Here is a 25,364-nt window from a genome sequence, read left to right as displayed (position 1 = left end):
TCCTGTGAGGTGTCGACAAGGTATCGACACAGTGTAGCCCTGACCACCGCATTGCCGATGCAGGATTTCGCGCTCGGCTCATTCCTTCGCACGAAAGACCAGGCTGCAGCAAGTCACCGCACCTTCGGCTTTTTGCAGCTCGGTGACGTCGACCGCCGTGACCTCGAAGCCGGCATCGAGCAGCCGCTGCCGCGTGCGCGGGAAACTCGCCGGCATCAGCAGCGCGTCACCTATGCGAAGCACGTTGGCTGCATGCGGTTCGACGGGATCGACCTCGATGATGCGAAACCCGGCAAACTGTTCGCGATCCACCCACGCCGGCTGCAGCAACAGGGTATCGTCGTTGAGCTGTGTCACGGCTGATTTCAGATGCAGGCAACCGCGGGTCGGCACGGCGTGCACGGTATAACCATGGCTGGCCAGCAGCTCGCGCAATTGCCCGATGCCTTGTGCATTGCTGCGGGCCGACTGGCCGACGTACAGGGTACTACCGAGTCGCAGGACATCACCGCCATCCAGAGTTCCAGGTGTCTCGATGGCAAGCACGGGCCGGTAGCTGCGCAATAGCGTGGCGACGCTTGCCACTTCCGCTCGACGGGACAACGCGCCGGGCTGCGTCATGATCGCGACCTCGTCCAGCACGATCGCCACGTCCTCGACGAAGACCGAATCGGGCCATGCTGGTTCGGCCGGTAGCGTCACCAGGTGACAGCCGAGCACTTCCAGTGCACGCTGGTAATCGTGGTGCTGCCGGCCAGCACGCGCGGCATCGATCGGAGTACGCGGGACGTAAGACAACTCGCAGTCGCCGAGGGCGGGGCTGACTTCACGGGTGACTGCAATCCACATGACATTTCCCATCCCGATGATCGGCATGCCAGCGATTCTCAAGGATGCCGGACACGCCACGCGGCCAGTGCCGCTTCATAGCGCTCGAGCGCTTCCTCGTAAACATCGAACACGCAGCGTGCACAACCTTCGCCGCAGCAGTCAGCTGCCTCCGGTTCGATCGGAGGCAGTGGTGGCGGATCATCGATATCGGCTGCCTCGTCGTTCATCGGCGTTTCCTGATGCCAGATGGTGCAGCCTATCGCGATGTGGCTCAAGCGCACCACGCCGATAAAGAGCGGTTCGCCGGTCATTGGCAGATCGTCCCGTGGCTGCGAAGATCCGTCGGCGGTCGCCACCCCGGAGCAGACATGATGCGAATTGACAGCGACTATGCCCTGCGGCAGCTGGCCCCGTGGTGCAGCGCATGGATCGCCATCCTTGCCGGGATGCTCGCTGGCTGCGGCATGCACGATGTACAGCCAGCGCACCACGCCAGACACTATCGCGTGGTGGGATACGACACGGTGAAGAGCGACATCGCCCCGCAGGATGTCGGCAAGATCGACACGCTGATCTTCGCGTTCGCGAGGCTCGTCGACGGCGAGGTCACACTCCCGCCTGCCGATGCCGTGCACCTGCACCGGCTCATCGCCCTGAAAGCCACGCATCCACGGCTAAACGTGGTGGTTTCCGTGGGCGGCTGGACGGTCGACGGTTTCTCGGATGCAGCCAGCACGGCGGCGAGCCGGCAACGATTCGCCGACAGTGCGGCACGGCTGCTGGCAGCGAACGATGCCGACGGACTGGATGTGGACTGGGAATATCCAGGGCACACCGAGGCCCACATCAAGGCCAGCGCGCAGGACCGGGACAACTTCACGCTCCTGCTGAAGGATCTCCGCACGACACTGGATCGCGCTGGCGATGCCCACGGCCGGCACGGTGCCAGCCATTACACATTGAGCATCGCGGCTGCCGACGGCGTATTCGTCAGCAGCATCGACATCCCCGCGGTCGAACCCAGCCTCGACTGGTTGAACCTGATGACCTACGACTTTGTCAATTCGATGACGCCGACGACCGGCCACCACAGCGGCCTGTACAGCTCGACATACGCGCCAGTCGGCGCGCGTAGCACGGACAAGGCGGTGCGGCAGTTTCTCGCCGCTGGCGTGCCATCGCAAAAACTGTTGATCGGCGTAGCGTTCTACGGCCGCGAATTCGCCGATGTACAACCCGCGCACGATGGCCTGTATCAGGCTTACGGGCACTACCAGGGCGAGTATTCGTGGCCGCGGCTGAAAACCGAATTCATCAACCACAGCGGCTACATCCGCTACTGGGATGAAGTGTCCCAAGCGCCATTTCTGTGGAACGCAGCGACACACCGTTTCATCAGCTATGACGATCCGCAGTCGATCGCTGCCAAGGCGGCCTACGTCAAGTCCCATCAGCTTGGCGGCATCATGTACTGGGAGCAAGGCGAGGACCCGCAAGGCGAGCTGCTCGATGCAGTCTGGCGCGGTTTGCAGCCGGAACGCCCCGAATAGATCAAGGCGCCCCGGCTTCGCCGATCATTTCGCAGGTTTGCGGAAGCGGTAGATGAACTGGTCGGTATGGCCGCGTATCGATGGGTCGAATACTTTCTTGTCGTGCGAGTCTGCCGGATTGCGCAGCACCTGGCTCTCGCCATCAAAGACGAAACCGGCTGCCTCCACTTCCTGCTTCACCACGGCTGGATCGATGCGGTGCAAGGTATCGGTGTCGGCAATGCCCGAACCGGTCGGCGCCACGTGATCAATGACCACGAACAGGCCGCCCGGCTTGAGCGCCGCATAGACCTCCTTGTCGAACTTGGCCATGTCGACCGGTCCCATGAACGGGTCGTGATAGTCGTGGTAGTTCTGCGCGGTGAATACCAGGTCCACCGGCTTCGGCGCGTTCAACTGCGCCGCCGGCTGCTTCAGCAGGCTGACATTGGCGTAGTGCGGCGTGGCAACCAGATGCTGCCAGTTGGCGAAGCTCTTGGCGGAATACTTGCCCATTTCATCCGGCCAGACCGTGTAGACATGGCCCTGCGGCCCGACGATGGCGCTGAACACACGCGTCCAGTATCCGCTGCCGGGCACCAGCTCGAGCACGCGCTGCCCCGGCTTGACCTCGGCGAATGCCATCACCTCGGCAATCTTGCGGCGCGCATCGTCGACCGCATCGGCCTGCCGCGCGGGGTCGGCGAGCGCCTTGGTCACTCCGGCAGGGATCGTTCCGTCGTTCATGGATGGGGCCTGGGCCAGGGCCGTGGCGGGAAGCGCGAGGGCCAGCAGCAAAGCAAGGGCAGTCGGACGCATGACGTACTCCTTCATCGGGGGAAGTGTCGATTGTGCTCCTCAATCGAGGCGCTGGCCCTGTGCCGCTTGGCATGGTGCACCGGACCGAATTGAGCCCGATGATGGCTCGCACGACGACCGCAAGTGCACCCCTCACGCGACAGCGTTCGCGCGCACTGGTAAAACAGACACAGTCACGTTGCCGGTCGCAATGAAGGAGGGAACATCCATGGCATCGCTTCGTACAGGAACCACGCTTGGCTGTGCACTGCTACTGGCCAGCGCAGCCACACCAGGCCGCGCCCAGTCGGCCTCGCAATGGCAGGCTCGTCAGATCGAGGCTTCGATCAAATCCGAGCAGATCATGCAGGAGGCCAACAAGCACAAGAGCCTGCTGGCCCAGTACCAGGTAATGCGCTATGCCCATGCCGGCAACAAGGATCCCGCTTTCCATGTCATCTTCGGCCAGTATCTGAGTTGGTACCAGACCTTCATCGGGGACTATCCGGACGCCGCAACCGCTTTCTCCATCAGGCAACCGGCGGCCCCGGACGATCGCCCCTCGCCGCTGGGCAACCCCGATTACACCGCCCGTCCTGCGCTGGAGGCGATCCCCGAACTGGCAAAGAACTACCGTGCCGTGTTCTTCAACGAGGCACACAACATCCCGCTCACCCGCACCCTGACCGTGCAATTGCTCAGCAAGTTGCGCGCGGAAGGCTTCAACTACTTCGCCGCCGAAACGCTTTACCAGACGGATACCAAACTGCAGTCGCGCGGCTACCCGACCAAGGACAGCGGCTTCTACACCCAGGAACCGATCTGTGCCGAAATGGTGCGCACCGCCCTGAAACTTGGCTTCAAGGTGGTCGCCTACGAGGCACTCTCCAATGCCACCGGCGACGCCCGCGAAGCCGAACAGGCACGCAACATCTATCAGCAGGTACTGAAGAAGGACCCTTCGGCACGCTTGGTAGTCGACGCCGGGTACGCGCACATCCAGACATCGGGGGTATTCCTGGGCGGATCGTCCATGGCCGAGCACCTGCACAAGCTCAGCGGCCTCGTTCCGTTTACGGTTGAACAGACCATGCTCTATCCACACCCATCCGCCGGCGACGATCATCCGGACTACGCCCCCATCATGCAGCAGCTGCAACCACAGGTACCGATCGTGTTCGTGGACAAAGCCGGCAAACCGTGGTCCCTGCGCCCGGGTTATGACGTCAGCGTGTTCTTCCCGCCACAGATAATCCGGCGCGGCCGGCCTACCTGGCTGAGCCTGGGTGGCGAACGCAAGCCCAACTTCGTCAGCGGCGAGCGCTGCCAGGGCAGCTATCCCTGCCTGGTCGAGGCGCGCTACGCCGATGAGGCCGACGACGCCATCCCCGCTGACCGCCTGGCACTCGACCCGGTCCCGCTGAATGCCGTACCCATGGATCGCATCAAGTTCATGTCGGGCCCTCCCTTCGGCGAACTCTATTTGCGGCCCGGAAAATACCGACTGACCTATAGCGATACGGAAGCACATTCGCTGTCTGCGCTTAACATCACGATCCCGGAAAATGACGCTGACAAGGCATCTGATCAAGGCGGTCCAGCACAACCCTCGTCACCGGCAAAAACAGGGACTGCCACGGGACCATCCGGCTCATGAGCAGCACCAAAACTTTCCGACTGCCCGATGAGAGTGAAGACCGCGCGATGCCGCTGAAGGCACGACCATTTCCCGAACAGGCTTTCCGGCGGGGCGTATAACAGACCACACATGGTGACAGTCGACCAGCATCCCTGATGCTGGCACCGCCATCCAGACAACGATCAACCGATGGGGAGTGATACCCGAATGACTCGATGGAAAATGCGCCCGTTGCTGACCCTGGCCGGCGTGCTGGCCACCTGCGCGGCTGCCGCTGCCACTGACCAGGCTAGTCACGACGGCGCCATGTTCGGTTTCAGTCCTGCCAATGCCGCTGCCCAGCAAAGTCTGGAACAGCGCTTCGACGCTCAGCTCGATCCTGCCGATCAGCGCAGCTGGCTCAAGCAGATGTCATCCGAACCCAACCAGGTCGGCTCGCCACACGACAAGGCCAACGCCGAGTTCATGCTGGCGAAGTTCCGCGAATGGGGCTGGGACGCGCATATCGAGACCTTCAGCGTGCTGTATCCCACGCCGAAAAAAGAGGCATTGGAACTGTTGGGGCCGCATCCCTACACCGCGTCACTGAAGGAACCGGCGATAGCCGGCGACGCCACCTCCGACCTCTCGGGGGCGCTGCCGCCATACAACGTCTACGGTGGCGATGGCGACGTCACGGCAGAGCTGGTCTATGCCAACTACGGCATGCCGGACGACTACAAGGAACTGGCCCGACGCGGCATCGATGTGCGTGGCAAGATCGTGATCACCCGTTACGGCGGTGGCTGGCGCGGATTGAAACCCAAGCTGGCGCAGGAACACGGTGCAGTCGGCTGCCTGATCTACTCCGATCCCCATGACGACGGCTATGCCCAGGGCGATGTCTATCCGCAGGGCGGCTGGCGTCCGGCACAGGGTGTGCAGCGCGGCTCAGTCGCCGACATGCAGCAGTATCCCGGCGATCCGTTGACCCCTGGCATCGGTTCCACGCCAGGCGCCAAACGGCTGGCGCTGAAGGATGCGAAGACCATCCTGAAGATTCCGGTGCTGCCGATCTCCTATGCGGATGCCACGCCCCTGCTGCGGTCACTGAGCGGCCCGGTGGTGCCGGCTGGTTGGCGCGGATCGTTGCCGCTGACCTACCACGTCGGGCCGAGCGCGGCCAAGGCACATCTCGTCGTACTGTCGGACTGGGGTCAGAAACCGGTCTACGATGTGATCGCCGTACTCAAGGGTTCCACCGCGCCGGACCAGTGGATCGTGCGCGGCAACCACCATGACGGCTGGGTGTTCGGTGCCTGGGATCCGCTTGCCGGCAATGTCGCCCTGATGGCCGAAGCCAAGGCGATCGGCAGTCTGCTCAAACAGGGCTGGCGGCCGCAGCGCACGCTCGTCTATGCCAGCTGGGATGGCGAGGAACCGGGCCTGCTAGGCTCGACCGAATGGGCCGAGACGCATGCGCAGGAGCTGCAGGCCAAGGCGGTGCTGTACGTCAATTCGGACACCAACGGCCGTGGCTTCCTCGATGCCGGCGGCAGCCATTCGCTGCAGCATCTGGTCAATCAGGTCGCCGATGGCGTGACCGATCCGGAGACCCATGTCAGCGTGGGTGAACGCATGCGCGCGCGCATGCTGGTCGACGGCTCCGGCAAGGACGCAAAGCCGGAGGCCAAGGCCGACGCGAAACTGGCAGCGGAAGGCGGCGACCTGCCGATCGAGGCACTGGGCTCGGGCTCCGATTACAGCGCCTTCCTGGAACATCTGGGCATCGCTTCGCTCGATCTCGGCTTCAGTGGCGAGGACGACGACGGTGGCATCTACCACTCGCGCTACGACTCGTTCGACCACTACATCCGCTTCGGTGACCCGACCTTCGAGTACGGCGTGGCGCTGGCCAAGGTCGCCGGTCACATCGTGCTGCGCACCGCCGATGCCAATGTGTTGCCGATGCGCTTCGGCGATTTCAGCAGTACGCTTGATCGTTACGTGGGCGAATTGCACAAGCTGGTCGACGACACCCGCAAGGCCACCGAACAGCAGCATCAATTGCTGGACGCACACGCGTTCACGCTGACCAGCGACCCGACCCGGCCGATCGCACCGCCGGCACGCGACTCCGATGTACCTGAGATCGATCTGGCCCCGCTGGACCAGGCGGCAAAACAGCTCAAGCAGAGTGCCCAGGCGTATCAGGCCGCCTACGCCAAACGTGCCGCCACCGGTTTCAACATGCCGGCAGCCCAGCAGCAGCAACTGAACCAGCTGATGGGCAGCATGGAACAGGGACTGACCGATCCCGCCGGCCTGCCAGGCCGGCCCTGGTTCAAGCACTTCATCTATGCGCCCGGCATGCTCACCGGCTACGGCGTCAAGACCGTACCCGGTGTGCGCGAAGCCATCGAGGCACGCCGCTGGGACGAGGCCAACCACTACACCGTGGTCACCGCGGAAGTACTCGGTCGCTACCGCGCACAACTCGACCGGCTGACCGCATTGTTGAACAAGCCATCATAGATTCCACCACGAGCACCCTCGCCGGCCCGGCTCCATGCAGCGCTGGCAGGGCTAATCTCTCAGGCATGAATTCCCCCACGGATCCATGCCGGCAAGCTCACCTTGGCCAAGGTCATCGAAAGCACTGGTTCCGGCTGGTCGAATCCTTTGGATATTCGTTGCCCGACTCATGCGAAGTACCCGCTGTCACGCATGTCAGCAAGCAAGTGCGGCCTCTGCGTGAACATCCTCCTTCGATGGTTTGATGCAATATGTGGGTCTCCCGATCGACAGATAATCGTGACGTCATACGGGCTTGAACATCCGCAGGCAAAGCATGGCCACCGTGCACGATGACAATCCACTTGGGCAGTATCTGAAAGACCGCCGCACCAGGCTGGACGCCGCACGCCTTGGCTATCCCACTACTCGCAGGCGCACGCCCGGCCTGCGCCGCGAAGAGGTGGCGCAGCGCGCCAACGTCAGCGTCACCTGGTATACGTGGCTCGAGCAGGGGCGTGGCGGTGCGCCATCGGCCGACGTGCTCGACCGGCTCGCCAGCGCGCTCGCCCTGACCGACGTGGAACGCGAGCATCTCTTCCTGCTTGCCCAGAACAGACCACCCGAGGTCCAGCATCAACAGTCTCTGGAAGTCACGCCACCACTGCAACGGATCCTGGACACGCTGGAGTTCAGCCCGGCCTATGTGAAAACGCCGGACTGGGATGTCATCGCATGGAATCGTGCCGCCGAAGTGTTGCTGGCTGGCCTTCTGGTGCTACCCGAAGGGCAGCGCAACATGCTTCGCCTGGTCTTCTGCCAACCACACGTGCGGGAGAAGATGCTCGACTGGGAAAACGTGGCACGCTTTGTCGTCGCGACCTTTCGCACCGAAACCGCCAAGCATGGCGCCGGCGTTCGCACGAGAGCGCTGATCGACGAACTGAGCCAGGTCAGTCCGGAATTTACGGCCATGTGGCTCGAACATGACGTCAGCACGCATGGCGAAGGCACCAAGCTCATTCAGCACCCGACGCTGGGACTGATCACGCTGGAATACTCGGCTTTCGCGGTCGACGGCAAGCCACATCTTGGCATGGTGATCTACAACCCGGTGACGGCCAGGGACAGGGCGGGCGTGCGGGCACTGATCGAAGGCGCAACCCGGGGCGATGAGCGTAATACCCTGCAAGACGGGACCTGAGAACTCATGTGGCCGCGATATTCACCTGCAGGACATCTGAAACATGGACACTGCACGATTTGAACTTCAGGACCTGCAGTGCGATACGGCAACGCTGACGAACATTCTGCTGGCCACGAAAGATGGAGACCCTATCCTCTGTGGGTTGCCCTGTTGCTGGCCATCTGCATCGGATCGGCGCCGAAGGTCCACGCCCGCGACGTCAGGAAGCACGCTGAAAATGTGGGGGCACGCGCCGACACGCTATCCATGCAGGTCAACAATGATCGCCTGACCCTCGCCGTCACCAAGGTTCCGCAGGTTTATCTTTATGGCGTCATCGACGCGGGGGCGCCGCAACGATTCGAGACACTGATGCGGTCGGGAAAGATTCCCGCCGGGTCCGACATCTACCTGAACTCGTCGGACGGCGACCTGGGCGCCGGCATGGCGCTGGGGAGGCTGTTCCGCACCGGCTCGATGGTGACTCACCTGGGCACGCCACGACGCAGCCACTCGTCGGCATACGTGGTCAAGACGGCCATCTGCACGGGAGCATGCAGCTATGCGTATCTGGGCGGCCTTTATCGGTGGGCACCCACGGGTAGCGACCGTATCGGTCTGCCCGCGCATCTCGTGATGGACCCGAAAACAGACGCTCCTGGCCCCATACGACCATCTCCGGATGAGGTTGCTGCGTATCTGAAGGACATGGGCATCAACCTCGATGGGTTTGCGTCGGCATCGACAGCATCACGCGATGACGTGGTGTGGCTCACTGCCGACCAGATGCTCTCCACGGGGCTTGCCAACAATGGACGCCTTCCACTCATGGCAAAGTATCAGCCGTCGCCCCAGACGCCTCACCTGGTACTCAGTCAGGTCGACCGCCAAGGCGAGCACCGGATCACGCTCCAGTGCGGGCCCGGCGGCGTGACGCTCACCGCATACGACCTCGTCGGTGCAGCGCGCGCGGAAGAAATCGTGGCACGCGGAACGCGGTCCTATTTCGAGATCAACGGGGAGGAGACGCTGACGCAGCAGCGCGACGGCGCCCGTGTCGCCAGCGAGTCGGTCATGATCACCCGGCCCTATCCACCGACTCAGTTGGTCAAACTGCTTTTTGCACGCTCCGTCGGCGCCTGGGTCGGTGGCCGCACCAGCGCATTCCGATACGGCTTCAGCTTCGCACTTGGTCCCGTACGAAGCACCCTCAGGGAGTATTACCAGGCCTGCTGGCGTGCCGCGCCGTGGCCGCTCCAGTGAAAGCTCTATTTCGCCTGCAGGTTGTCCAAGGCCTGCTGCGCATCCGCATGCGCACCATCCAGCGTCGTGGCCTTCACGCCATGCTCGGCCCGGAGCAGCGCCGAGTGCAGCCTGGACTCGGCGGCGGCATCGCCTCTGGCATCGACGATCGCGCCCTGCCCCATGCCCTGGCAGGGATTCCCGGCATCGGCATCGAAACCCTTTCCTGACGGCCCGACCAGACAGTTGATGACGTGGTGCAGATGCGTATGCGCCGTCTTCAGATCTGCGGCGCCAAGCGCCATGCCGGCGTGTGCGCTGGCCGTCGCGGCCTGCTTCGATGCCGCATCGTGCGAATCCGCCGCCTGCGCAGCTACGGGCAGTGCGAGCATCAGCAGAAGCACCGGTAACCGCCGAATGAATTTCTTCGCCATGACACATCTCCGGATGTAACGCGGCATTCGCCGCCGTCGCTACAGCATAGGCCTGTGTCGTTCAACGAAAAAGGGGATATCTGCCCCCATTTTGCATTTTGGATGCCGGCTAGAGGATTTAACTAGCCTGTTATCTTCGTCCAAATTTTTCTCTAGAAAGTGGACCCCGATCACGGTTTCCATTCGGAATGGACAAAGTCGGAGGCGGCCGCGCATCTACGGCCAGGAACGGGCAGTTCATTTGATTGCCACTACCCCTTTAAGTCCGTCTTTAATTGAAATGGCATGCAATAACTTACAGCTATCCAATGGTCACGATAACCGCTAGCGTACGGCGGTCACCGTCGCATGGTGATACGGAGATAGGGGCTCCGGGCTCTATTTTGTTTTGGGAATAACGGTGTACTTGGATAATCCAAGTACTACGACCACAACACTTTAGCTACCAATGGGGAACATCAATGCAATCCAAGAAGATTTCTTGCTCGCGTCAACTGCTCAAGATCGCAATCGTTGCAAGTCTGGTTGGTGCCGCGTGGCTTCCATCGGCTTTTGCTGCACCTGCTGTCGAGAACGGCGCTGATCAGGCACAAGTCCCTTCGATGGTGCAGGCTCAGGCCATTCAAAGCTGGCACGAAGACATGGTCCGTATGGCAGCACCTTCGGAAGGCTGTTTCCAGGCCACGTTTCCCAGCATCCTATGGAAACAAGTGGCTTGCACCCAGGTACAGCCATTTTCCCACCCACTGCCGCGGCATAAGGATGCCTTGACGAAGCTTTGGGAGACAGCAGCTACTGGCGGTACGCAGACCACGGGCAATGGCAATGACTATGCCATTGAGGTTTCCGGATTGATCGGCAGCGCCACCGGAACCTTTCCATCGGTCACCGGCGTAACCTCTGAAAAGAGCGTCGGCGTTGCGGCATTCGGCGGTGGCGGCATTCTTGGAGCAAACGAATACACGCTCCAGGTAAATTCGAATTACAACAAGACCACCAGCGCGTGCAAAAGTCATTCGGGCTGCACGGTCTGGCAACAATTCATCTATTCCCCGGACTACAGCACCAAGGGCAAGGCGGCCGTTTTCATCCAGTACTGGCTGATCGGCTACGGCGGTACCAGCTGCCCGAGTGGATTCGGTAGCGACGGCGCCGGTGATTGTTACAAGAACAGCTCCGCCGTAACGGCACCGGACGTACCGGCCACCCAGCTGGCCAACCTCAAGATTTCCGGTAGCGCAACAACTGGCGGCAATGACACCGTGGTGTTTACCAATGGCACCACGGCCTACACGCTGAACGCGAAGGACAGCGTGCTGGATCTCGCGAGCGTATGGGACCAGACGGAGTTCAACGTCGTCGGCAACGCAGGTGGGTCGGAAGCCGAGTTCAACTCCGGGTCATCGATCACGGTGAAGCTGGCCGTAAGTGACGGCAGCACCGCCACGCCGACCTGCGCCGCGAACGCCGGCTCAACTGGTGAGAGCAACAACTTGAATCTGGGCAGTTGCACCGCTACGGGCGGATCATCGCCATCGATTCAGTTCACCGAGTCGAACTGATTACACCAGATCGCCGTAAGCTGAAATCTGGCTGACAAGAGTGGAAGCCGAGGGGCTTGTTTGCCCCTCGGCGTTTGTTCCGATGCCGAGCAGCGCGGATAAGTCGAGCCAGAGTTACTTCCTGTCGCACCTTTTTCCCGGCCACGCAGATTAGCGGCGCGTACGCCCGACAGCGGCCGATGCCAGCCACGACCTCACGTTCGAAACCTGCCAATTCGACGACTCCGGCCACGCAGTGGGTTACGATGCCGCCCCTTCGTCGCGTTGCAGTCTGCGGCCGCTGCTCCAGGAGATTGCCCGTCATGCCGCACTATTCCGGCCCCCTGCTCACGCGCCCGATTGCCGAGGCGCTGCTGGCCGCACGCGATGCCGGTATGGGCGAATGGCTCGGCTCGCTGGACTTGGCCCGCTCGAAAGGCGACACGCAGCTGCAGGCGGATGCCTGGCAGTGGCGAGGTCGGCACTATCCGTACCCGCACGCGCTGAAAGACCGCACGATTTACTACTGGGACGGCAACGAGTTCGCGCCGGTGTCGCGCTATGCCGGCTCGCTGATCAAGCTGATACCGACCGAGTGGGGCGCGCCCACCTTCGAGATCGACGGCATCAAGATGCTGCCTACCTCGAAGGAATCGCCGTTCGAGGATGCACGCCGCAAGGTGGCGCTGGTCGAGCCGCGCGGCAAGGTGGTGCTTGATACTTGCGGTGGTCTGGGCTACTTCGCAGCCTGCTGTCTGGAGGCCGGTGTGACGCGCATCCACTCGTTCGAGAAGAACGCCGACGTGCTGTGGCTGCGCACGCTCAACCCATGGTCACCTGACCCCGATGCAACCGCCAGTGGTGGGCGCCTGCAGCTCGCCCATGCCGACGTGTCGCAGGCAATCGCACAGATCGCCGACGCCTCAGTGGACGCGCTGCTGCACGACCCGCCACGCTTCGGCATCGCCGGCGAGCTGTACTCGCAGGCGCTCTACGACCAGTTTGCGCGCGTGCTGCGCCGGGGTGGACGCCTGTTTCACTACACCGGCAGCCCGAACAAGCTCACCAGCGGGCGCGATGTCCCGCGCGAGGTGGAAAAACGGCTGGACAAAGCCGGCTTCAAGGCGCAACTGGCGCTGGACGGCGTACTGGCGACACGGTGCTAGACAAAGGCCCACGGACCGAGGCGGCCAGCCGCCGACTCATTTGGTTAAATTACTTGACATGATGTTATATATATTTTACATTGAGTGCACATTGTTTAACTCACGAGTCGAATCATGTCATCACTTCAAAAGCGCGCGTGGCTCGCCTTGTGGAGCATGTGTCCCGTCTACTGCATCTACTTCGTGGCCCAGATCGGGCTTCCGTACCTGCAGCCGACCATGCTGGAACGCATCGGTTGCCTGGCCGTGGTGGCCAGTTTCCATGCCGTGGCTTATATCTGCGGCCTGCTGATGATCAAGCGGCATGAAGCTGACGAGCCGCTCCTCCAAGACGAACGCGACCGCACCATCGACGGGCGCGCGACCCGTACGGCTTATTTCATCCTGCTGACGGGCATGATCGTGGTCGGCATGGTCATGCCGTTCAACAATAGTGGGTGGGAGCTCGTCAACGCCGCACTGTTCTTCATCGTGCTGACCGAGACGGCGCGCTATGCACTGATCCTGATCGGCTACCGGCAGCCACGTCTTGCCCACTGAAACGATGACCAACGAGGTCCGCCTTCTGCGCTTCCTCGCGCAGGACATGACGCAGGCCGAGTTGGGCCGGCGCGTCGGCCTCACGCGCCAGACTATCGCCGCGATCGAACAGGGGCGCTATTCGCCGTCGCTGGACGTCGCTTTCCGCATCGCCCATCTCTTCGGCAAGCGGGTCGACGAAGTGTTCCACTGGCAGCCAGGCGGGGATCAGGGAACGCAAACCACGAGCTCCGACATCAGCTAGATGCTCCACGGCCTCTTCCGATCCAGCACAAGCGAGAGCGCTTGCTTTGATATGGTCTCGTGCAGGCAGCATCCGTCCAGACACTTCTGGCGTATAAACAGGCTGACCCATCCGTCTCCCCAGGAGCCACACCCATGAAGTCATTGCTGAAGTTTGCAGCCGTCGCCCTCGTCGGTACCGCCACGCTCGCCACCCCGGCGTTTGCCGCACTGAAGGAAGGCACCCAGGCGCCTGATTTCACTGCGCCCGCCTATCTCGCGGGCCAGCCCTTCACGTTCAAGCTCGCTGATGCGCTGAAGAAAGGACCGGTGGTGGTCTACTTCTTCCCTGCACCGCACACCTCGGGATGCAACGTCGAGGCGCACCTGTTCTCCGAGGCTATTCCTCAATTCACGGCAGCACATGCCACCGTTATCGGCGTCACCGCCGGCAACCTCGACCAGCTGGCCGCGTTCTCGAAGGAAGCTGATCACTGCAGCGGCAAGTTCCCGGTCGCCGCCGACGAAGGCGCGAAGATCGCCAAGCAATATGACGCGCTGCTCATGATGAAGCCGGGCTGGTCGGACCGTACCTCGTACGTGATCGCCCCGTCCGGGAAAATCACCTATGTCTATTCCAGCCTCAGTCCCACCAAGCATGTCGAAGAGACGCTCAATGCGGTGAAGGCGCTCGAGCGACCGGACAGCACTGCGAAGTAATCGCGAGTCCGATGAAAGAACGGGAACCACGCAGAGGTCACTTCTTCGAGAGGTGACCTCTGTACTGCTCTGGTGATTTCGCTACCGGATTCGCCCTACTTGCGCGGCGCGATGATCTCGCTCAGGTAGTCCGGCGTACCTTCAACGCGCACCAGATGCGGGTACTGCAGGCCACCGTGGTAATCCACCGGTACCGTGCGGTACCCACCCTGATACTTGAGCAGCAACTGGATCGGCGTCTTGCTGTCCTTGGCCGCCGCAATCGCGCTCTTCAGCACATCGCTCGAATAGTCTTGCCCATTCACCGCAACCAAGGTGGCGCCGCTGCTGACGCCGGCCTTGAATGCCGGCCCATCCCAGCGCACGTCGTTGACCTCGCCCTTGTCGGTCATCGTCAAGCCGATCGACCAGGCAAAGTTGTACAGATGGCGGGACGGTTCCGGCCGGGTGTTGTACTGCTTTTCGTACCCGCTTTCCTGATCGGTGTAGACCAGCTTCCAGCCGGTCGCCGCGATGCCGTTCTCCAGCGGTGGATTGAGCGCATCGACACGCGCGTGCAGGAAACTCGCCCAGTCGTATGCAGCCACGCCGTTCAGGGCCGCCACCACATCGTCAAAGGTGTAGGTCTTGGTGACGTAACTGCCATTGTCGACACCGAAGAACGTGCGCGCAAAATCGTCCAGCGACTTCTGGTCATGCGTCAGTGCGCGCAGCTTGGCGTCCACTTCCAGCCACATCATCTGGCCACCACTGTAGTAATCCTCGCTCATCTGCCAGCTGCGGTACGGCAGGCTGGAGCGGCGGGCAGCAGTCGCATCATTGGTGGTGTCTTCCAGCGTGCGCCACTGGAAGCCTTCGCGGTTGCGGCTGTAATTGGCCGCCTCCATCGCCAGCGCGTCGCGGAACTCCTGCGCCGTCCACATGCCGGCACGCGCGGTCAGTATGTAACCCCAGTATTGCGTCTGTCCCTCGTACACCCACAGCAGCGAATCTCCCATCGGCACATTGAAGTTGGGCGTCCACAAATCAGCCGGGCGGCGGAATTTGCCGTTCCACGAATGCGTGTACTCGTGGGCCAGCAGGTCGCGACCCGGGGAGTTTTCGCTCCAGGCAGTGAAGTAGTCGGCGCCCATGCCGTCTTCACTGGATTGGTGATGCTCGGTGCCGTTGCCATCCAGCACATCCGACAGCGAGAAGAGGAAGTCGTAGTGGTCGTAATGGTGCGAGCCGAACAGCTTCACTGCCTGCGTCACCAGCGCACGATGCACCTTCAACTGTTCGGGCGTCATCTCCAGGTACTTCGGCGCGTCGGCGACGAGGTTCAGGTGCACCGGCGCGTCACCGCCCGGATTGAGATCGACCCGTTTGAAGTATTGGCCCGCGTAGATCGGCGAATCGACCAGGTTGTTTAACGTCACCGGCTTGAAGGTGGTGGTGTCGCCCGATTGCGAGGCCGTCTCCAATGCGGTGCCGAGCTGCCAGCCATGCGCCAGCGTCACGCTCGGCGCGAAGGTGATGCCGCGCGAGAAATAGCCGGCCGGATACAACGATACCTTGCTCCATTCCATGTCCATCATGCGGTCGGTGATGTCGAAGCCCTGGTTCTCGGTGCGTCCCGACAGATACTGGAATGCCACGTCGAGCGTGGAGACGCCTGCAGGCACGTCGAGATGGAATGCGTACACGTTGTACTTGTCGCGTTTCCACATCAGCCGCTTGCCGTTGGCGCGGAGCTCGAGGCCAGCGAGCATGGCGATAGGTCCCGTCGGCGAGTGATCGCCCGGAATCCACTGCGGGTACAACAGCGTCAACGCACCCGCCCTCACCGGAATCGTTTCATGGACGCGGAAAATGCCCTGCGTCGTATCGCTGGCATCGACATGGATCGGGATCGTGCCGACATAGGGCGTGTCTTGTGGCGGAGGCACCTGGTCGGTTCGCGGTTCCTGCGCGCATACGGCTCCTGTCGCGAAGGCCATCGATATGACTACAGCAAGACGTACAAGCGTGTGGCGCGCGTCAGACGGCGACCGGGAGGGACAGGCAAGGGACATGATGAACTCCGACAGACAGACCCAGGGAATTCGCACAATTTAACATCGCTGCGCAAGCCATGTAGCCCGATTTGTTCTATTCCAGAGCGCGGGCAAGAAACCCGGCCACGGCGAAATGACGCTGCGCCTCACTGTTCGCAGCCGTGCCCCTATTCCACACGCCTGCCGCCGCTGGCCGAGACCAGACGAAGGAAGGTTTCGTGCTGGTAGCGGCTCATGCGCAGTTTCTGGCCGGTATCCATCGTGACCACGTGATGGCCGTTGAACCACGGATGGATGGCTTGGATCCGGCGTATGTTGATGATGGCTGAGCGATGGACGCGTGCAAAATGCCGCGGGTCGAGTCGCGCGGCGAGTGCGCTCATGGTCTCGCGCAGTTCGTGGACACCATCGGCCAGATGAATCTGCACGGTGTTGCCGCTGGCCTTGATCCACACGATGTGGTCGACGTCGATGAAGCTGATGTGCTCGTCGCTGCGCACGGGAATGCGCTGGATGTAGTCATCGCGCTGGCGCAAGGCGTCGAGCGCCTGCAGGATTTGCGCGGAGCCGCCACTGCTTACGCTCTCGCCAGTGGACAACCGCGCCTTCACGCGCCGCAGCGTGTTCGCGAAGCGCTCCCGACTGAACGGCTTCACCAGGTAATCCACCGCGTTTGCCTCGAACGCCCGCACCGCGTATTGCTCGAAGGCGGTGACAAACACCGTCGCCGGCATGCGCTCTGCGCCAATGGTCGCCACCACGTCGATGCCGCTCATCGCAGGCATCTGGATGTCGAGAAAGACCAGGTCCGGCGACTGGCTGCGTATCGCCGCGACTGCCGACAGGCCATCACCACACTCGGCTAGCAGCTCGATGTCGGGGTCGTCGCGCAGCAGGCGCATGATGGCATGGCGCGCGATCGGCTCGTCGTCCACGACCAGGGTCGCAATGTTCATGCGGACGCGACCTCGGGTGCATCGTCCTGTTCGCCGATCTCGCGAAACGGCAGGCGAAGCCGGCAGACCACACCCTCGGGCCAGATCATGTCCAGGCGCACCTGCGCAACATCGCCATACAGCTCACGCAGGCGCAATTCGGTGTTCGACAGGCCGATGCCATGCCCCGACGCGGAGGCAGGACCCGCTTGCAGTGTGCTGTTGCGGTTGCGCACATCGATGCACAGGGTGTCGCCCTCGCGCCGGCTTTCTACCTCTATGCAGTCCATGCCGACCCGCTTGCTGATCCCATGGGCGATGGCGTTCTCAACGATCGGCTGCAGGATCAGGCTGGGCACAGCGCAATCCAGCGTGTCCGGGGCGATGTAGATCTGCGTGGTGAGGCGATCCTTGAAACGGATGCGCTGGATGCCGAGGTAGAGATCCAGCAGCACCAGCTCCCGCCGCAAACTGACTTCTTGCCCATCGTAGTCCTCGAGGAATGCGCGCAGCAAGTCACTCAGGCGCAGCAGCATGTCTTCGGCCGATAACGTGTCTTCATCCAGCAATGTCGCGATCGCGTGCAGCGTGTTGAAAAGGAAATGCGGCTGCAGTTGCGACTTCAGCGCACGCAGGCGCGACTGTGCTAGCTCCGTCGCCAGCCGGCTCGCTTCCACTTCGCGGTGCGTTTTCTCCTCGTAGAACTGCACGGCTCGCTGCACTGCGTACAAGGCCCAATAAGTCAGCAATCCCGTAGCGACATAAAAGCCTAGGAAATAGCGCAGTTGCGTGTCGAAATTACTGGGCTCAAACGCGGTTGAAACAAACGCCCCGATCACCAAAACCAGCAAGGTAACCGCCATGCTCGCGACCAATTGTGCGCCAAGGTCGCGCAGGCGCAGCGACCCATATATGGGATAACGTTCGGCGAGCCTGAACACCAGCGGCGCCAGTGCCGCCCAAGTGTACCAGCGGATACCCGACCAACGCAGATAATCCCACGCCGACCACGTGCGTCCATTCATTGCATCGGCCACAAAATTCTGCATCCCGAATAGCACGACCACCGCCGTCCACAGACCGAGATAGCGGAACAGACCGATCTGCGTGTTGCCGAGGCGAACCATCATCGCGGGATGTCCCGTGGGTTGGAGTGGCCATCCTAGGTGCAGCGCACAGCGCTGAAAAGCAATTTGCGATGCCACTACGATTCGCCACCTCGTCACGACGATTCGTCCCGAACCGCTTTCGCAAGACGCCACCATCGGGCCATATCGCGGTGCCGACCGAGTGCGCACGAGTCACTGGGGGCACCTCACCTCAACCGGAGCATCTCCATGAGTCCGACCCGTGCCACCGTCCTCATCGGCATGTTTGCCGTCGCGCTTGGCAATCTGCTCGTCGTTCCATCGGCGACCAGCGCCAATGCAGTGCGCAGACCCGCTCGGCACTTCGATCTGGTGAATGCCACGTTTGACAGTGTCGTTGCGCTTGCCATCGCCCCTGCCGACCGCGATGCCTTCCAGGACATCGAACTCGGCGAGCCGCTGCAGGGCGGCCTGACGTCGATGACCTTCGATGTCCCCGCCGGCGGATGTCTGCGCGACCTCCGCATCACCTTCCATGGTGGACGCACCCAGCTCTTTCCGCACATCGATGTCTGTCGAAGCAGCGGCCTGCGCCTGACGCCAAGGACGGCAGTCCGAAACCATCCGGACGCATGAGCAAAACCGCGACGCAAACAAATGGACATGATCCAAGCACGGCGCTCGACATAACCACCTTCATCCCCTCTGGCCAGCAGAAGAGTTGTCTCTGTGCTGTCAGGAATTGTCCCTGACACCTTTTTCAATAGCGGGCAGCGCGGCCATTCCCATGACTCGCGAAGTTCGGCAGTTTGGACAAAGTCGATCTTATCGGGGACCGACGCGGGCAAATCCACTACCCTCTCTGTCACGACGTTGCGAAAGTTGCCTTCAGTACACTCGCTTTGAAAAGAAATAGATCTCAGGCCGTTCGCGTGAAGTCGCTGACCCAGTTCAACTCCCAGGTCGCACCGCCGTCCGCCGAACAGGACTGCTCCCAGCGCGCCGAATGCGCGGTGATGCGTGACCAGACCACCCGCGTCTTGATCGAACGGCCGTCCAGTTGGTCATCACCGATGAAGGTAGCGACGTCGCCCATGCGGCGGCCACGCACGGGCGGCTCGATGACCGAAGGCGTCCTGCTGTCGAGCCACCAGCTCAACCACTGCCTGCTCGCGCGGTCGAAGGCACGCAGGCCGATGCCACGGACCGTACCGGAGGGCAATGCCATGACGTTGTCGCCCACGTTGCCATGCCCGCCCAGTACCGGCCAGTTGACCAGCGTACCGCCGAAGCTGTCCCAGTCGTGGTTGCCGACCAGGCGATGGCGTAGGCGACGGTGCCGCACGTTCCACGATCCGACCAGGAAATCGAAGTCGCGCGGCGCATCCGCCAACTTGGGCAGCGGGATCGGCATGGCCGAGGTGCGCGTGAAGTAGTTGCGCCAGTTGACCTCCCAACGGGCGCCGTCGTCGGCGGAGAACGCCTGCTCCCACCATGGCCGCGAGCTGTGGATGTCGCTCCAGCGGAAGCGCATCGTGATCGGACGACCCTTGAACGTGTCGTGGCCGAAGAACAGGCCGGTATCGCCGTGGAAGCCGCCCAGCACGGGTGGATCGATGTGGGTCGGGGTGCGTCCGTCGAGCCACCAGATCGACCATTTGCCGGTGCCTGGGTCGAACGCGCGCATGGTCAATCCACGGTAGGGATCGCCGGGTAGCTCGATCACGTTGTCGTCGATCGTGCCCAGCTCGCCCAAGGTCAGCCACAACGCACTTCGGCCGGCAAATGTCTGCCAATGCGTGTCGCCGACCAGACGTTCCTTCAACCGACGGTGCCACACGTCCCAGTTGCCGACCAGCCAGGCCCAGTCGCGCGCGTGATCGGCGTGTTCCATGACCGTGCCGCTTGCCGCTGCGGGCGAATCAGGCCGCGCGCCAACCCAATCCGGCAGGCCAAGTACGCCGGCCCCGCCGGCCAGCGCCAGGGTTCTGAGGAACGCACGGCGCGAAAACGGGGTGGGAGGATGGGAAGTCATGAGACGGATCCTTGCGGTGCCACGGGGACAGGATCCTGATCATGGCGAATGCGGCGCACGGTTGACCACGCGAGAGTGGACCCTCAGCATAAGGCAGACTTATGGTCGACCCACGCCGCTTCCCGTCCTTATTGGCCATCCGCGCGTTCGAGGCCGCGGCCCGCCTCGGCAGTTTCGCGCGGGCGGCACAGGAACTCGACACCACGGCGGCATCGGTCAGCTACCACGTGCGACGCCTCGAAGAGCAGATCGGTGTACGGCTGTTCGCGCGTCACCCGCAGCGGGTGGAACTGACCGAGCCCGGCCAACTGGTCGCACACGAAGCCATCAATGCCTTCGCCGCCTTGCGTGCCAGCTTCATCCGGGCTGCCGACGTGGACGAGACGCGATTGTCGCTGACGACCCTGCCGACCCTCGGCACCAGCTGGCTGACCCCGAAGCTCGGCCGCTTCCGCGCAAAGCATCCGGAGATCGCGCTCGACCTCGAACTGTCGCCGGACGCCCAGGATCTCAGTACCGGTCATTTCGACGCGGCCATCCGCAACGGCCACGGCCGCTGGGCCGGCCTGCGCACGACCGAACTGCTGCCCAGCATCTTCATGCCGCTGTGCGCACCGGCACTGAAAGACGCCGCCGCGGGCATCGCCGACCCACGACACCCGCTGGACGTCCCACTACTGGGCCGATCCGACTGGTGGGCGCTGTGGTACCGCACACGAGGTTTCGACGACGTCGTCCTGCACGGTCGCTTCGGCACCCATCTGTCCGCCGAATACCTGGACATCGCCGCGGCCATCGCCGGCCACGGCATCGCAATCGGCTCGCCGATCCTGTTCCGCAACGAGATCGAGTCCGGCCGACTGGTGCCGGCGCATGATGCCGTCGCCAGCGATGGCCGCGCGTTCTGGTTCACCTTCCCCATCGCCCGACAATACAGCCGCAAGATCGCCAGCTTTCGCGAATGGCTGTGCGACGAAGCGTCAGACGACCGCGACGCCGCCCGCCACTACATTCGCCGGACAGTCATCGTCGAACCATGACAACGGCAGGCGCTGGACCGGTCGGGATTTTCCGGATAGTTCGGCGCGACAACCGCAACGGTTCCCCTCTAGAACCACGCATCAGGCATTGTCTCTGACAACCTCTTCGCTTCCGGCAGCTCACGCATGATCTCAACCGAAAAGCCCAGCGCTCCCGAAGTCTCGCGTGGCTCCATGGTGATCGCGGCGCTGTCGACGGTGGTGGAGTGGTACGACTTCACGCTCTACCTGTATTTCGCCACGGTGCTGTCGAGGGTGTTCTTCGGTGGCGGCCACAACTCATTGCTGACCACGCTCGCCGGGTTCGCCATTTCCTACGGCATGCGACCGCTGGGCGCAATGGTATTCGGCCATATCGGCGATCGCATCGGGCGGCAACGCACGCTTGTGTTGTCGATGATGCTGATGACGCTGGCCATGCTCGCGATGGCGCTGCTGCCCGACTATGCCGCGATCGGGCCGGCGTCGGGTGGCCTGCTGATGCTGCTGCGCTGTTTCATGGCTTTCTCGGTCGGCGGCGAATATACGGGCGTCGTCGCCTACCTGCTGGAAGGCGCACCTGAGGATCGGCGCGGCTTGATCACCTCGCTGGCCTCCGCCGCCAGCGAGGTTGGCGCGCTGCTGGCCGTGGCGCTCGCCGCCATGACCGTCGGTGCGATGAGTGCAACCCGTCTCGACGCCTGGGGCTGGCGCATTCCGTTCTTTGCGGGTGCCGCACTGGCCAGCTGCGTCTGGTTCGCGCGATCCACCATGGAGGAATCCCCGGATTTCCTGCGACAGGTGAAGCAGCACACCGTGCCTGAGTCCCCGCTGCGCTACACGCTCGTCCATCACCGGCCCGCGCTGCTGCGCACCTTCGCGATCTCGGCGCTGGGCTCGATCACTTATTACGTCGGCATCACCTACGTGCCAGCCTTCCTGAGCTCATCCGGCATCCTCGCCGAAGGCCGTTCGCTGTGGCTGTCTACCGTTGCTTCGGCGGCGGTCATCCTGGTCACGCCGCTGGCGGGTGCGCTATCCGACCGGGTCGGTCGCAAGCCGGTGCTGATCTGGCTGGGTGTCGCCGGCATGCTGCTGCCGTTGTCGATGTTTGGCCTGATGGCTGGCGGCGGCGAGCTGCCCATCGCCGCCGGTGCGATCGTGCTGGCCTGCCTCGCCGGTGGCGTGAGCGCGGTAGGTGCCCCAGCGACCGCCGAGCAGTTTCCCGGCGAAGGCCGACTCAGTGGCCTGGCATTAGGCGTGACCGTTGCGACGGCCATCTTCGGCGGCCTGACGCCCTTCCTTGCCGAGTTGTTCGTCAGAATGACCGGATGGACCGCCGTGCCCGGCGCCATGATCGCCGCCGTCGCGCTGGTCGTGATGCCCGTGCTGCTGACCATGCCGGAAACGCAGCCAGGTCTGGTCAGAGCCCATGCCCGCGAGCGGGCTTCAAAAGAGATCAGAGACATTTAATCAACGAGGAGTTGTCTCAGCCCCTTTAGCTTGCCTTGGACGTATTCAGTGCTACGGCCGCGCGAATCAGCGCCTTCAACGCCTTCTCATCGATCTTGTCGCCTTCATGAAAGTCGATGGCGCGCCGGGTGTTGCCGTCGAGGCTGGAGTTGAAGAGGCCTGAAGGGTCCTCCAGCGAGGCGCCCTTGGCGAAGGTCATCTTCACGGCATTCTTGTACGTCTCGCCGGTGCAGATCATGCCGGCGTGATACCACACCGGCACTCCGCGCCACTTCCATTCCTCGACCACGTCGGGAACGGCCTGCTTGATGAGCGCCCGGACACGGGCGAGCGTCTCGCCCCGCCAATCGCCCAGTTCCTTGATCCTCGCGTCGATCAGCTTGGAGGGGGCATCGCGAGTGCCGGCTTCTTTCGAGCTGATCTTCTCGTTCTTCATGATGGCCGCTCCTGCACGCGCAGCAGGTTGCCCGCAGGATCGCGCACGGCGCAGTCGCGAACGCCATACGGCTGCTGGGTGGGCTCCTCGACGATCTCGGCACCGCTGGCCTGGATCCGCTCGAAGGCGGCATCGAGGTCCTTCGTGGCCAGCAGCATGATGGCGTAGGTACCCTTGGCCATCATCTCGACGATGGTGCGTTTCTCGTCATCGGTGACGCCGGGGCTGGCAGTCGGCGGATACAGCACGATGGACGTGCCGGGCTGGTCGGGCGGCCCGACCGTGATCCAGCGCATCCCGTTGTAGCCGACGTCATTGCGGACCTCGAAGCCGAGGGTATCGCGATAGAACGCCAGCGAGGCGTCCGGATCGGTTTGCGGAAGAAAGCTCGCGTGTATGTTGATATCCATGGCCGTCATGCTCGATGTAGGTGGAGCCGTCATGCTAAATCCGACTCGGGGGCCGCTGCTTCTCCATTCCTGATCAGTTGTGTCCTGATCGGTCGCGTCACCTGCCGTGCCACGCAGGATGGCATCCCCACCGTCGCGGACGCCGCGTCGCGTCTGTAGACGCCGGGCGATACACCAACCAATTCGTTGAAGCGTGTGCTGAAGGTGCCCAGCGATGCGCAGCCGACCGCGAAGCAGACCTCGGTGACGCTGAGGTCGCCACGCCGAAGCAGCGCCATCGCACGCTCGATGCGCCGGGTCATCAGATAGCTGTAAGGCGACTCGCCGAAAGCGAGCTTGAACTGGCGACTGAGGTGCCCACCCGACATGTGCACGCCGCGGGCGAGCGCCTCGACGTCCAGCGGCTGTGCGTATTCCCGATCGATCCGGTCGCGCACACGGCGCAGCCGTGCGAGATCGCGCAGGTGCAGTGTCGTGGCGGAACTGCTGGTCATCGGGAAAATCGTTCCACGTGTCATCAGGATGCTCGGGCGCGTGGAGCAGAATGATGCCAGGGCAAGCTGGCCGTGGCTTGGCGAACGCCTTTTAGCGAACGAGCTCGGCCACGACCGGGAAATGATCGGAAGGATAGCGCGCGCCATCGTGAGTGGTGACCGTCTGGACGGTGATGGCCTTGAAGCCACGAGACAATATCCAGTCGATGCGCTGATCCGGGTTGCCCGTGAAGTTGTGGAACGTCTTCTCCGGACCGGATCGCGAGGTCGCCGTGGTCCAGGCATCGTGCAGTGTTGCAGTCAGCTTCGCGTATACCGGGCTGTCAGGACCGCAATTGAAATCCCCGGCCAAGATCACGCGCGCCGTGGACGGCAGCTTGCCGATCCGCTGCATGATCTCCTTCGCGCTCAGCATCCGCGCGCGGACATCCTCCGGACGGTAGGGGAAATGCGTATTGAAGTAATTGAACGTGCCGCCACCATCGCGCAGGCGAAACTTCGCCCAGGTCACCATGCGCGGATACGGCTGGCCCCAGGTTATGCTGCCTGGCACATCCGGCGTGTCGGAGAGCCAGAAATCGCCAGACCGCAATACCTCGAGGCGATCCGTACGATAGAACACACCCATGTGCTCACCCTTCGTGCCGCCTTCCCTGCCCTGTCCGAACCAGGCATAGCCAGGAAGGTGCGCGGCGATGTACTCGCCCTGCTCCTCGGTCAGCTCCTGGGTGCCGAGCAGGTCCGGATGTTCTGCCTTGATCACGCTTACCATCAGGTCGCGCCGGTTCACCCAGGCATTCATGCCGGTGTCCACCGGCACACGGACGTTGAACGTCATGATCCGAAGCGGTGCATCGGCCGCAACAGCCGGAGCGGCCATGCCCAGCATCAGCACGCAAGCAATTACCGAAGACCAGTGGCGCAGACTCATCACACACACCCTCGGGCGGGACGCGACATCGGAAACTTGAGCCTAGCGCGAAAGGCCATCGCGAAAAAGGTATCGCGTTTTCCCTTTGATCCCACACAGGAAACACGGGGGGGACGCCGGGATCGGAGTAGATTTTCTGCCCGTCAAAAAGCGTCTGCAACAAGCT

General features: G+C 62.6%; 25 protein-coding genes. 13 read left to right on the top strand and 12 right to left on the bottom strand.

Annotation, left to right across the window (positions count from 1 at the left end; translation table 11 throughout):
- Positions 1-78: 78 nt before the first annotated feature.
- Complete coding sequence (locus B0E50_RS17320; RefSeq protein ID WP_077442540.1) at positions 79-849, bottom strand: arginine deiminase family protein; 771 nt, start codon at positions 847-849, stop codon at positions 79-81.
- 38 nt (positions 850-887) lie between these two features.
- Positions 888-1,058, bottom strand: coding sequence for an oxidoreductase-like domain-containing protein (locus B0E50_RS17315; RefSeq protein ID WP_077442539.1), 171 nt, complete (start codon positions 1,056-1,058; stop codon positions 888-890).
- 141 nt (positions 1,059-1,199) lie between these two features.
- Between B0E50_RS17315 and B0E50_RS17310 the strand changes: the two genes are divergently transcribed.
- On the top strand, positions 1,200-2,381 hold the full coding sequence (locus B0E50_RS17310) for a glycoside hydrolase family 18 protein (protein WP_139350919.1): 1,182 nt from the start codon (positions 1,200-1,202) through the stop codon (positions 2,379-2,381).
- A gap of 24 nt (positions 2,382-2,405) precedes the next feature.
- On the opposite strand, the gene B0E50_RS17305 is transcribed toward B0E50_RS17310, so the two are convergent.
- Positions 2,406-3,179, bottom strand: a complete 774-nt coding sequence (locus B0E50_RS17305; RefSeq protein WP_077442678.1) for a class I SAM-dependent methyltransferase — start codon at positions 3,177-3,179, stop codon at positions 2,406-2,408.
- 208 nt (positions 3,180-3,387) lie between these two features.
- Here B0E50_RS17305 and B0E50_RS17300 point away from each other — a divergent pair, with 208 nt between their 5' ends.
- The 4 genes from B0E50_RS17300 to B0E50_RS17285 all read left to right on the top strand — a co-directional run bounded on the left by B0E50_RS17300 (position 3,388) and on the right by B0E50_RS17285 (position 9,739).
- Positions 3,388-4,815 (top strand): hypothetical protein, encoded by a 1,428-nt coding sequence (locus tag B0E50_RS17300; protein ID WP_077442537.1) that lies wholly within the window; start codon positions 3,388-3,390, stop codon positions 4,813-4,815.
- A gap of 189 nt (positions 4,816-5,004) precedes the next feature.
- A complete protein-coding gene (locus B0E50_RS17295; protein WP_077442536.1) occupies positions 5,005-7,311 on the top strand; it encodes a transferrin receptor-like dimerization domain-containing protein in 2,307 nt (768 codons plus the stop codon).
- A 316-nt stretch (positions 7,312-7,627) separates the two neighbouring features.
- Entirely contained in the window at positions 7,628-8,494 is an 867-nt protein-coding gene (locus B0E50_RS17290) for a helix-turn-helix transcriptional regulator (protein WP_077442535.1), read from the top strand.
- Between the two features lie 153 nt (positions 8,495-8,647).
- Positions 8,648-9,739: a hypothetical protein gene (locus B0E50_RS17285; protein ID WP_254427328.1), complete on the top strand. Its 1,092-nt coding sequence runs from the start codon at positions 8,648-8,650 to the stop codon at positions 9,737-9,739.
- A 5-nt stretch (positions 9,740-9,744) separates the two neighbouring features.
- Here B0E50_RS17285 and B0E50_RS17280 read toward each other — a convergent pair whose 3' ends face one another.
- Positions 9,745-10,152, bottom strand: coding sequence for a hypothetical protein (locus B0E50_RS17280; RefSeq protein WP_077442534.1), 408 nt, complete (start codon positions 10,150-10,152; stop codon positions 9,745-9,747).
- Between the two features lie 461 nt (positions 10,153-10,613).
- Between B0E50_RS17280 and B0E50_RS17275 the strand changes: the two genes are divergently transcribed.
- The 5 genes from B0E50_RS17275 (at position 10,614) to B0E50_RS17255 (ending at position 14,341) form a co-directional block, all read left to right on the top strand.
- On the top strand, positions 10,614-11,714 hold the full coding sequence (locus tag B0E50_RS17275; RefSeq protein ID WP_077442533.1) for a hypothetical protein: 1,101 nt from the start codon (positions 10,614-10,616) through the stop codon (positions 11,712-11,714).
- Between the two features lie 302 nt (positions 11,715-12,016).
- Complete coding sequence (locus B0E50_RS17270) at positions 12,017-12,859, top strand: SAM-dependent methyltransferase (RefSeq protein ID WP_077442532.1); 843 nt, start codon at positions 12,017-12,019, stop codon at positions 12,857-12,859.
- A 114-nt stretch (positions 12,860-12,973) separates the two neighbouring features.
- Positions 12,974-13,399 (top strand): hypothetical protein, encoded by a 426-nt coding sequence (locus B0E50_RS17265; RefSeq protein WP_139350918.1) that lies wholly within the window; start codon positions 12,974-12,976, stop codon positions 13,397-13,399.
- Positions 13,400-13,403: 4 nt separating this feature from the next.
- On the top strand, positions 13,404-13,643 hold the full coding sequence (locus B0E50_RS17260; protein WP_077442530.1) for a helix-turn-helix transcriptional regulator: 240 nt from the start codon (positions 13,404-13,406) through the stop codon (positions 13,641-13,643).
- Positions 13,644-13,777: 134 nt separating this feature from the next.
- On the top strand, positions 13,778-14,341 hold the full coding sequence (locus B0E50_RS17255) for a peroxiredoxin (protein WP_077442529.1): 564 nt from the start codon (positions 13,778-13,780) through the stop codon (positions 14,339-14,341).
- Positions 14,342-14,436: 95 nt separating this feature from the next.
- Here B0E50_RS17255 and B0E50_RS17250 read toward each other — a convergent pair whose 3' ends face one another.
- The 3 genes from B0E50_RS17250 to B0E50_RS17240 all read right to left on the bottom strand — a co-directional run bounded on the left by B0E50_RS17250 (position 14,437) and on the right by B0E50_RS17240 (position 18,442).
- Positions 14,437-16,320 carry a peptidase M61 gene (locus tag B0E50_RS17250; RefSeq protein ID WP_254427327.1) on the bottom strand — a complete coding sequence of 628 codons (1,884 nt, stop codon included), beginning with the start codon at positions 16,318-16,320 and terminating at the stop codon, positions 14,437-14,439.
- Positions 16,321-16,544: 224 nt separating this feature from the next.
- Positions 16,545-17,333 carry a response regulator gene (locus B0E50_RS17245; protein ID WP_077442527.1) on the bottom strand — a complete coding sequence of 263 codons (789 nt, stop codon included), beginning with the start codon at positions 17,331-17,333 and terminating at the stop codon, positions 16,545-16,547.
- On the bottom strand, positions 17,330-18,442 hold the full coding sequence (locus tag B0E50_RS17240; RefSeq protein WP_077442526.1) for a histidine kinase: 1,113 nt from the start codon (positions 18,440-18,442) through the stop codon (positions 17,330-17,332). Before B0E50_RS17240 ends, B0E50_RS17245 begins: the two co-directional genes overlap by 4 nt.
- A 240-nt stretch (positions 18,443-18,682) precedes the next feature.
- Between B0E50_RS17240 and B0E50_RS17235 the strand changes: the two genes are divergently transcribed.
- Positions 18,683-19,036, top strand: coding sequence for a hypothetical protein (locus B0E50_RS17235; RefSeq protein WP_139350917.1), 354 nt, complete (start codon positions 18,683-18,685; stop codon positions 19,034-19,036).
- Positions 19,037-19,319: 283 nt separating this feature from the next.
- On the opposite strand, the gene B0E50_RS17230 is transcribed toward B0E50_RS17235, so the two are convergent.
- A complete protein-coding gene (locus tag B0E50_RS17230) occupies positions 19,320-20,435 on the bottom strand; it encodes a twin-arginine translocation signal domain-containing protein (protein WP_077442524.1) in 1,116 nt (371 codons plus the stop codon).
- Between the two features lie 101 nt (positions 20,436-20,536).
- Here B0E50_RS17230 and B0E50_RS17225 point away from each other — a divergent pair, with 101 nt between their 5' ends.
- Positions 20,537-21,475: a LysR substrate-binding domain-containing protein gene (locus tag B0E50_RS17225; protein WP_077442523.1), complete on the top strand. Its 939-nt coding sequence runs from the start codon at positions 20,537-20,539 to the stop codon at positions 21,473-21,475.
- A 126-nt stretch (positions 21,476-21,601) separates the two neighbouring features.
- Positions 21,602-22,927 carry an MFS transporter gene (locus B0E50_RS17220; RefSeq protein WP_077442522.1) on the top strand — a complete coding sequence of 442 codons (1,326 nt, stop codon included), beginning with the start codon at positions 21,602-21,604 and terminating at the stop codon, positions 22,925-22,927.
- 25 nt (positions 22,928-22,952) lie between these two features.
- Here B0E50_RS17220 and B0E50_RS17215 read toward each other — a convergent pair whose 3' ends face one another.
- The 4 genes from B0E50_RS17215 to B0E50_RS17200 form a co-directional block, all read right to left on the bottom strand.
- Complete coding sequence (locus tag B0E50_RS17215; RefSeq protein ID WP_077442521.1) at positions 22,953-23,363, bottom strand: DUF1801 domain-containing protein; 411 nt, start codon at positions 23,361-23,363, stop codon at positions 22,953-22,955.
- Positions 23,360-23,773, bottom strand: a complete 414-nt coding sequence (locus tag B0E50_RS17210) for a VOC family protein (protein WP_077442676.1) — start codon at positions 23,771-23,773, stop codon at positions 23,360-23,362. The genes B0E50_RS17215 and B0E50_RS17210 overlap by 4 nt, the downstream gene beginning before the upstream one ends.
- A 29-nt stretch (positions 23,774-23,802) precedes the next feature.
- Positions 23,803-24,267 (bottom strand): helix-turn-helix transcriptional regulator, encoded by a 465-nt coding sequence (locus tag B0E50_RS17205; RefSeq protein ID WP_077442520.1) that lies wholly within the window; start codon positions 24,265-24,267, stop codon positions 23,803-23,805.
- 91 nt (positions 24,268-24,358) lie between these two features.
- Complete coding sequence (locus B0E50_RS17200) at positions 24,359-25,198, bottom strand: endonuclease/exonuclease/phosphatase family protein (RefSeq protein WP_077442519.1); 840 nt, start codon at positions 25,196-25,198, stop codon at positions 24,359-24,361.
- Positions 25,199-25,364 lie beyond the last annotated feature (166 nt).

The sequence above is a fragment of the Rhodanobacter sp. C01 genome, assembly GCF_002001045.1.
Taxonomy (GTDB): Bacteria; Pseudomonadota; Gammaproteobacteria; order Xanthomonadales; family Rhodanobacteraceae; genus Rhodanobacter.
The sequence above is the reverse complement of the archived record's forward strand: the minus strand, read 5'-3'. Positions and strand labels throughout refer to the sequence as shown.

Coding starts and splice junctions, on each gene's coding strand:
- B0E50_RS17320 (WP_077442540.1), bottom strand. CDS start 849: ATGTGGATTGCAGTCACCCGTGAAGTCAGCCCCGCCCTCGGCGACTGC.
- B0E50_RS17315 (WP_077442539.1), bottom strand. CDS start 1,058: ATGAACGACGAGGCAGCCGATATCGATGATCCGCCACCACTGCCTCCG.
- B0E50_RS17310 (WP_139350919.1), top strand. CDS start 1,200: ATGATGCGAATTGACAGCGACTATGCCCTGCGGCAGCTGGCCCCGTGG.
- B0E50_RS17305 (WP_077442678.1), bottom strand. CDS start 3,179: ATGCGTCCGACTGCCCTTGCTTTGCTGCTGGCCCTCGCGCTTCCCGCC.
- B0E50_RS17300 (WP_077442537.1), top strand. CDS start 3,388: ATGGCATCGCTTCGTACAGGAACCACGCTTGGCTGTGCACTGCTACTG.
- B0E50_RS17295 (WP_077442536.1), top strand. CDS start 5,005: ATGACTCGATGGAAAATGCGCCCGTTGCTGACCCTGGCCGGCGTGCTG.
- B0E50_RS17290 (WP_077442535.1), top strand. CDS start 7,628: ATGGCCACCGTGCACGATGACAATCCACTTGGGCAGTATCTGAAAGAC.
- B0E50_RS17280 (WP_077442534.1), bottom strand. CDS start 10,152: ATGGCGAAGAAATTCATTCGGCGGTTACCGGTGCTTCTGCTGATGCTC.
- B0E50_RS17275 (WP_077442533.1), top strand. CDS start 10,614: ATGCAATCCAAGAAGATTTCTTGCTCGCGTCAACTGCTCAAGATCGCA.
- B0E50_RS17270 (WP_077442532.1), top strand. CDS start 12,017: ATGCCGCACTATTCCGGCCCCCTGCTCACGCGCCCGATTGCCGAGGCG.
- B0E50_RS17265 (WP_139350918.1), top strand. CDS start 12,974: ATGTCATCACTTCAAAAGCGCGCGTGGCTCGCCTTGTGGAGCATGTGT.
- B0E50_RS17260 (WP_077442530.1), top strand. CDS start 13,404: ATGACCAACGAGGTCCGCCTTCTGCGCTTCCTCGCGCAGGACATGACG.
- B0E50_RS17255 (WP_077442529.1), top strand. CDS start 13,778: ATGAAGTCATTGCTGAAGTTTGCAGCCGTCGCCCTCGTCGGTACCGCC.
- B0E50_RS17250 (WP_254427327.1), bottom strand. CDS start 16,320: ATGGCCTTCGCGACAGGAGCCGTATGCGCGCAGGAACCGCGAACCGAC.
- B0E50_RS17245 (WP_077442527.1), bottom strand. CDS start 17,333: ATGAACATTGCGACCCTGGTCGTGGACGACGAGCCGATCGCGCGCCAT.
- B0E50_RS17240 (WP_077442526.1), bottom strand. CDS start 18,442: ATGATGGTTCGCCTCGGCAACACGCAGATCGGTCTGTTCCGCTATCTC.
- B0E50_RS17235 (WP_139350917.1), top strand. CDS start 18,683: ATGTTTGCCGTCGCGCTTGGCAATCTGCTCGTCGTTCCATCGGCGACC.
- B0E50_RS17230 (WP_077442524.1), bottom strand. CDS start 20,435: ATGACTTCCCATCCTCCCACCCCGTTTTCGCGCCGTGCGTTCCTCAGA.
- B0E50_RS17225 (WP_077442523.1), top strand. CDS start 20,537: ATGGTCGACCCACGCCGCTTCCCGTCCTTATTGGCCATCCGCGCGTTC.
- B0E50_RS17220 (WP_077442522.1), top strand. CDS start 21,602: ATGATCTCAACCGAAAAGCCCAGCGCTCCCGAAGTCTCGCGTGGCTCC.
- B0E50_RS17215 (WP_077442521.1), bottom strand. CDS start 23,363: ATGAAGAACGAGAAGATCAGCTCGAAAGAAGCCGGCACTCGCGATGCC.
- B0E50_RS17210 (WP_077442676.1), bottom strand. CDS start 23,773: ATGGATATCAACATACACGCGAGCTTTCTTCCGCAAACCGATCCGGAC.
- B0E50_RS17205 (WP_077442520.1), bottom strand. CDS start 24,267: ATGACCAGCAGTTCCGCCACGACACTGCACCTGCGCGATCTCGCACGG.
- B0E50_RS17200 (WP_077442519.1), bottom strand. CDS start 25,198: ATGAGTCTGCGCCACTGGTCTTCGGTAATTGCTTGCGTGCTGATGCTG.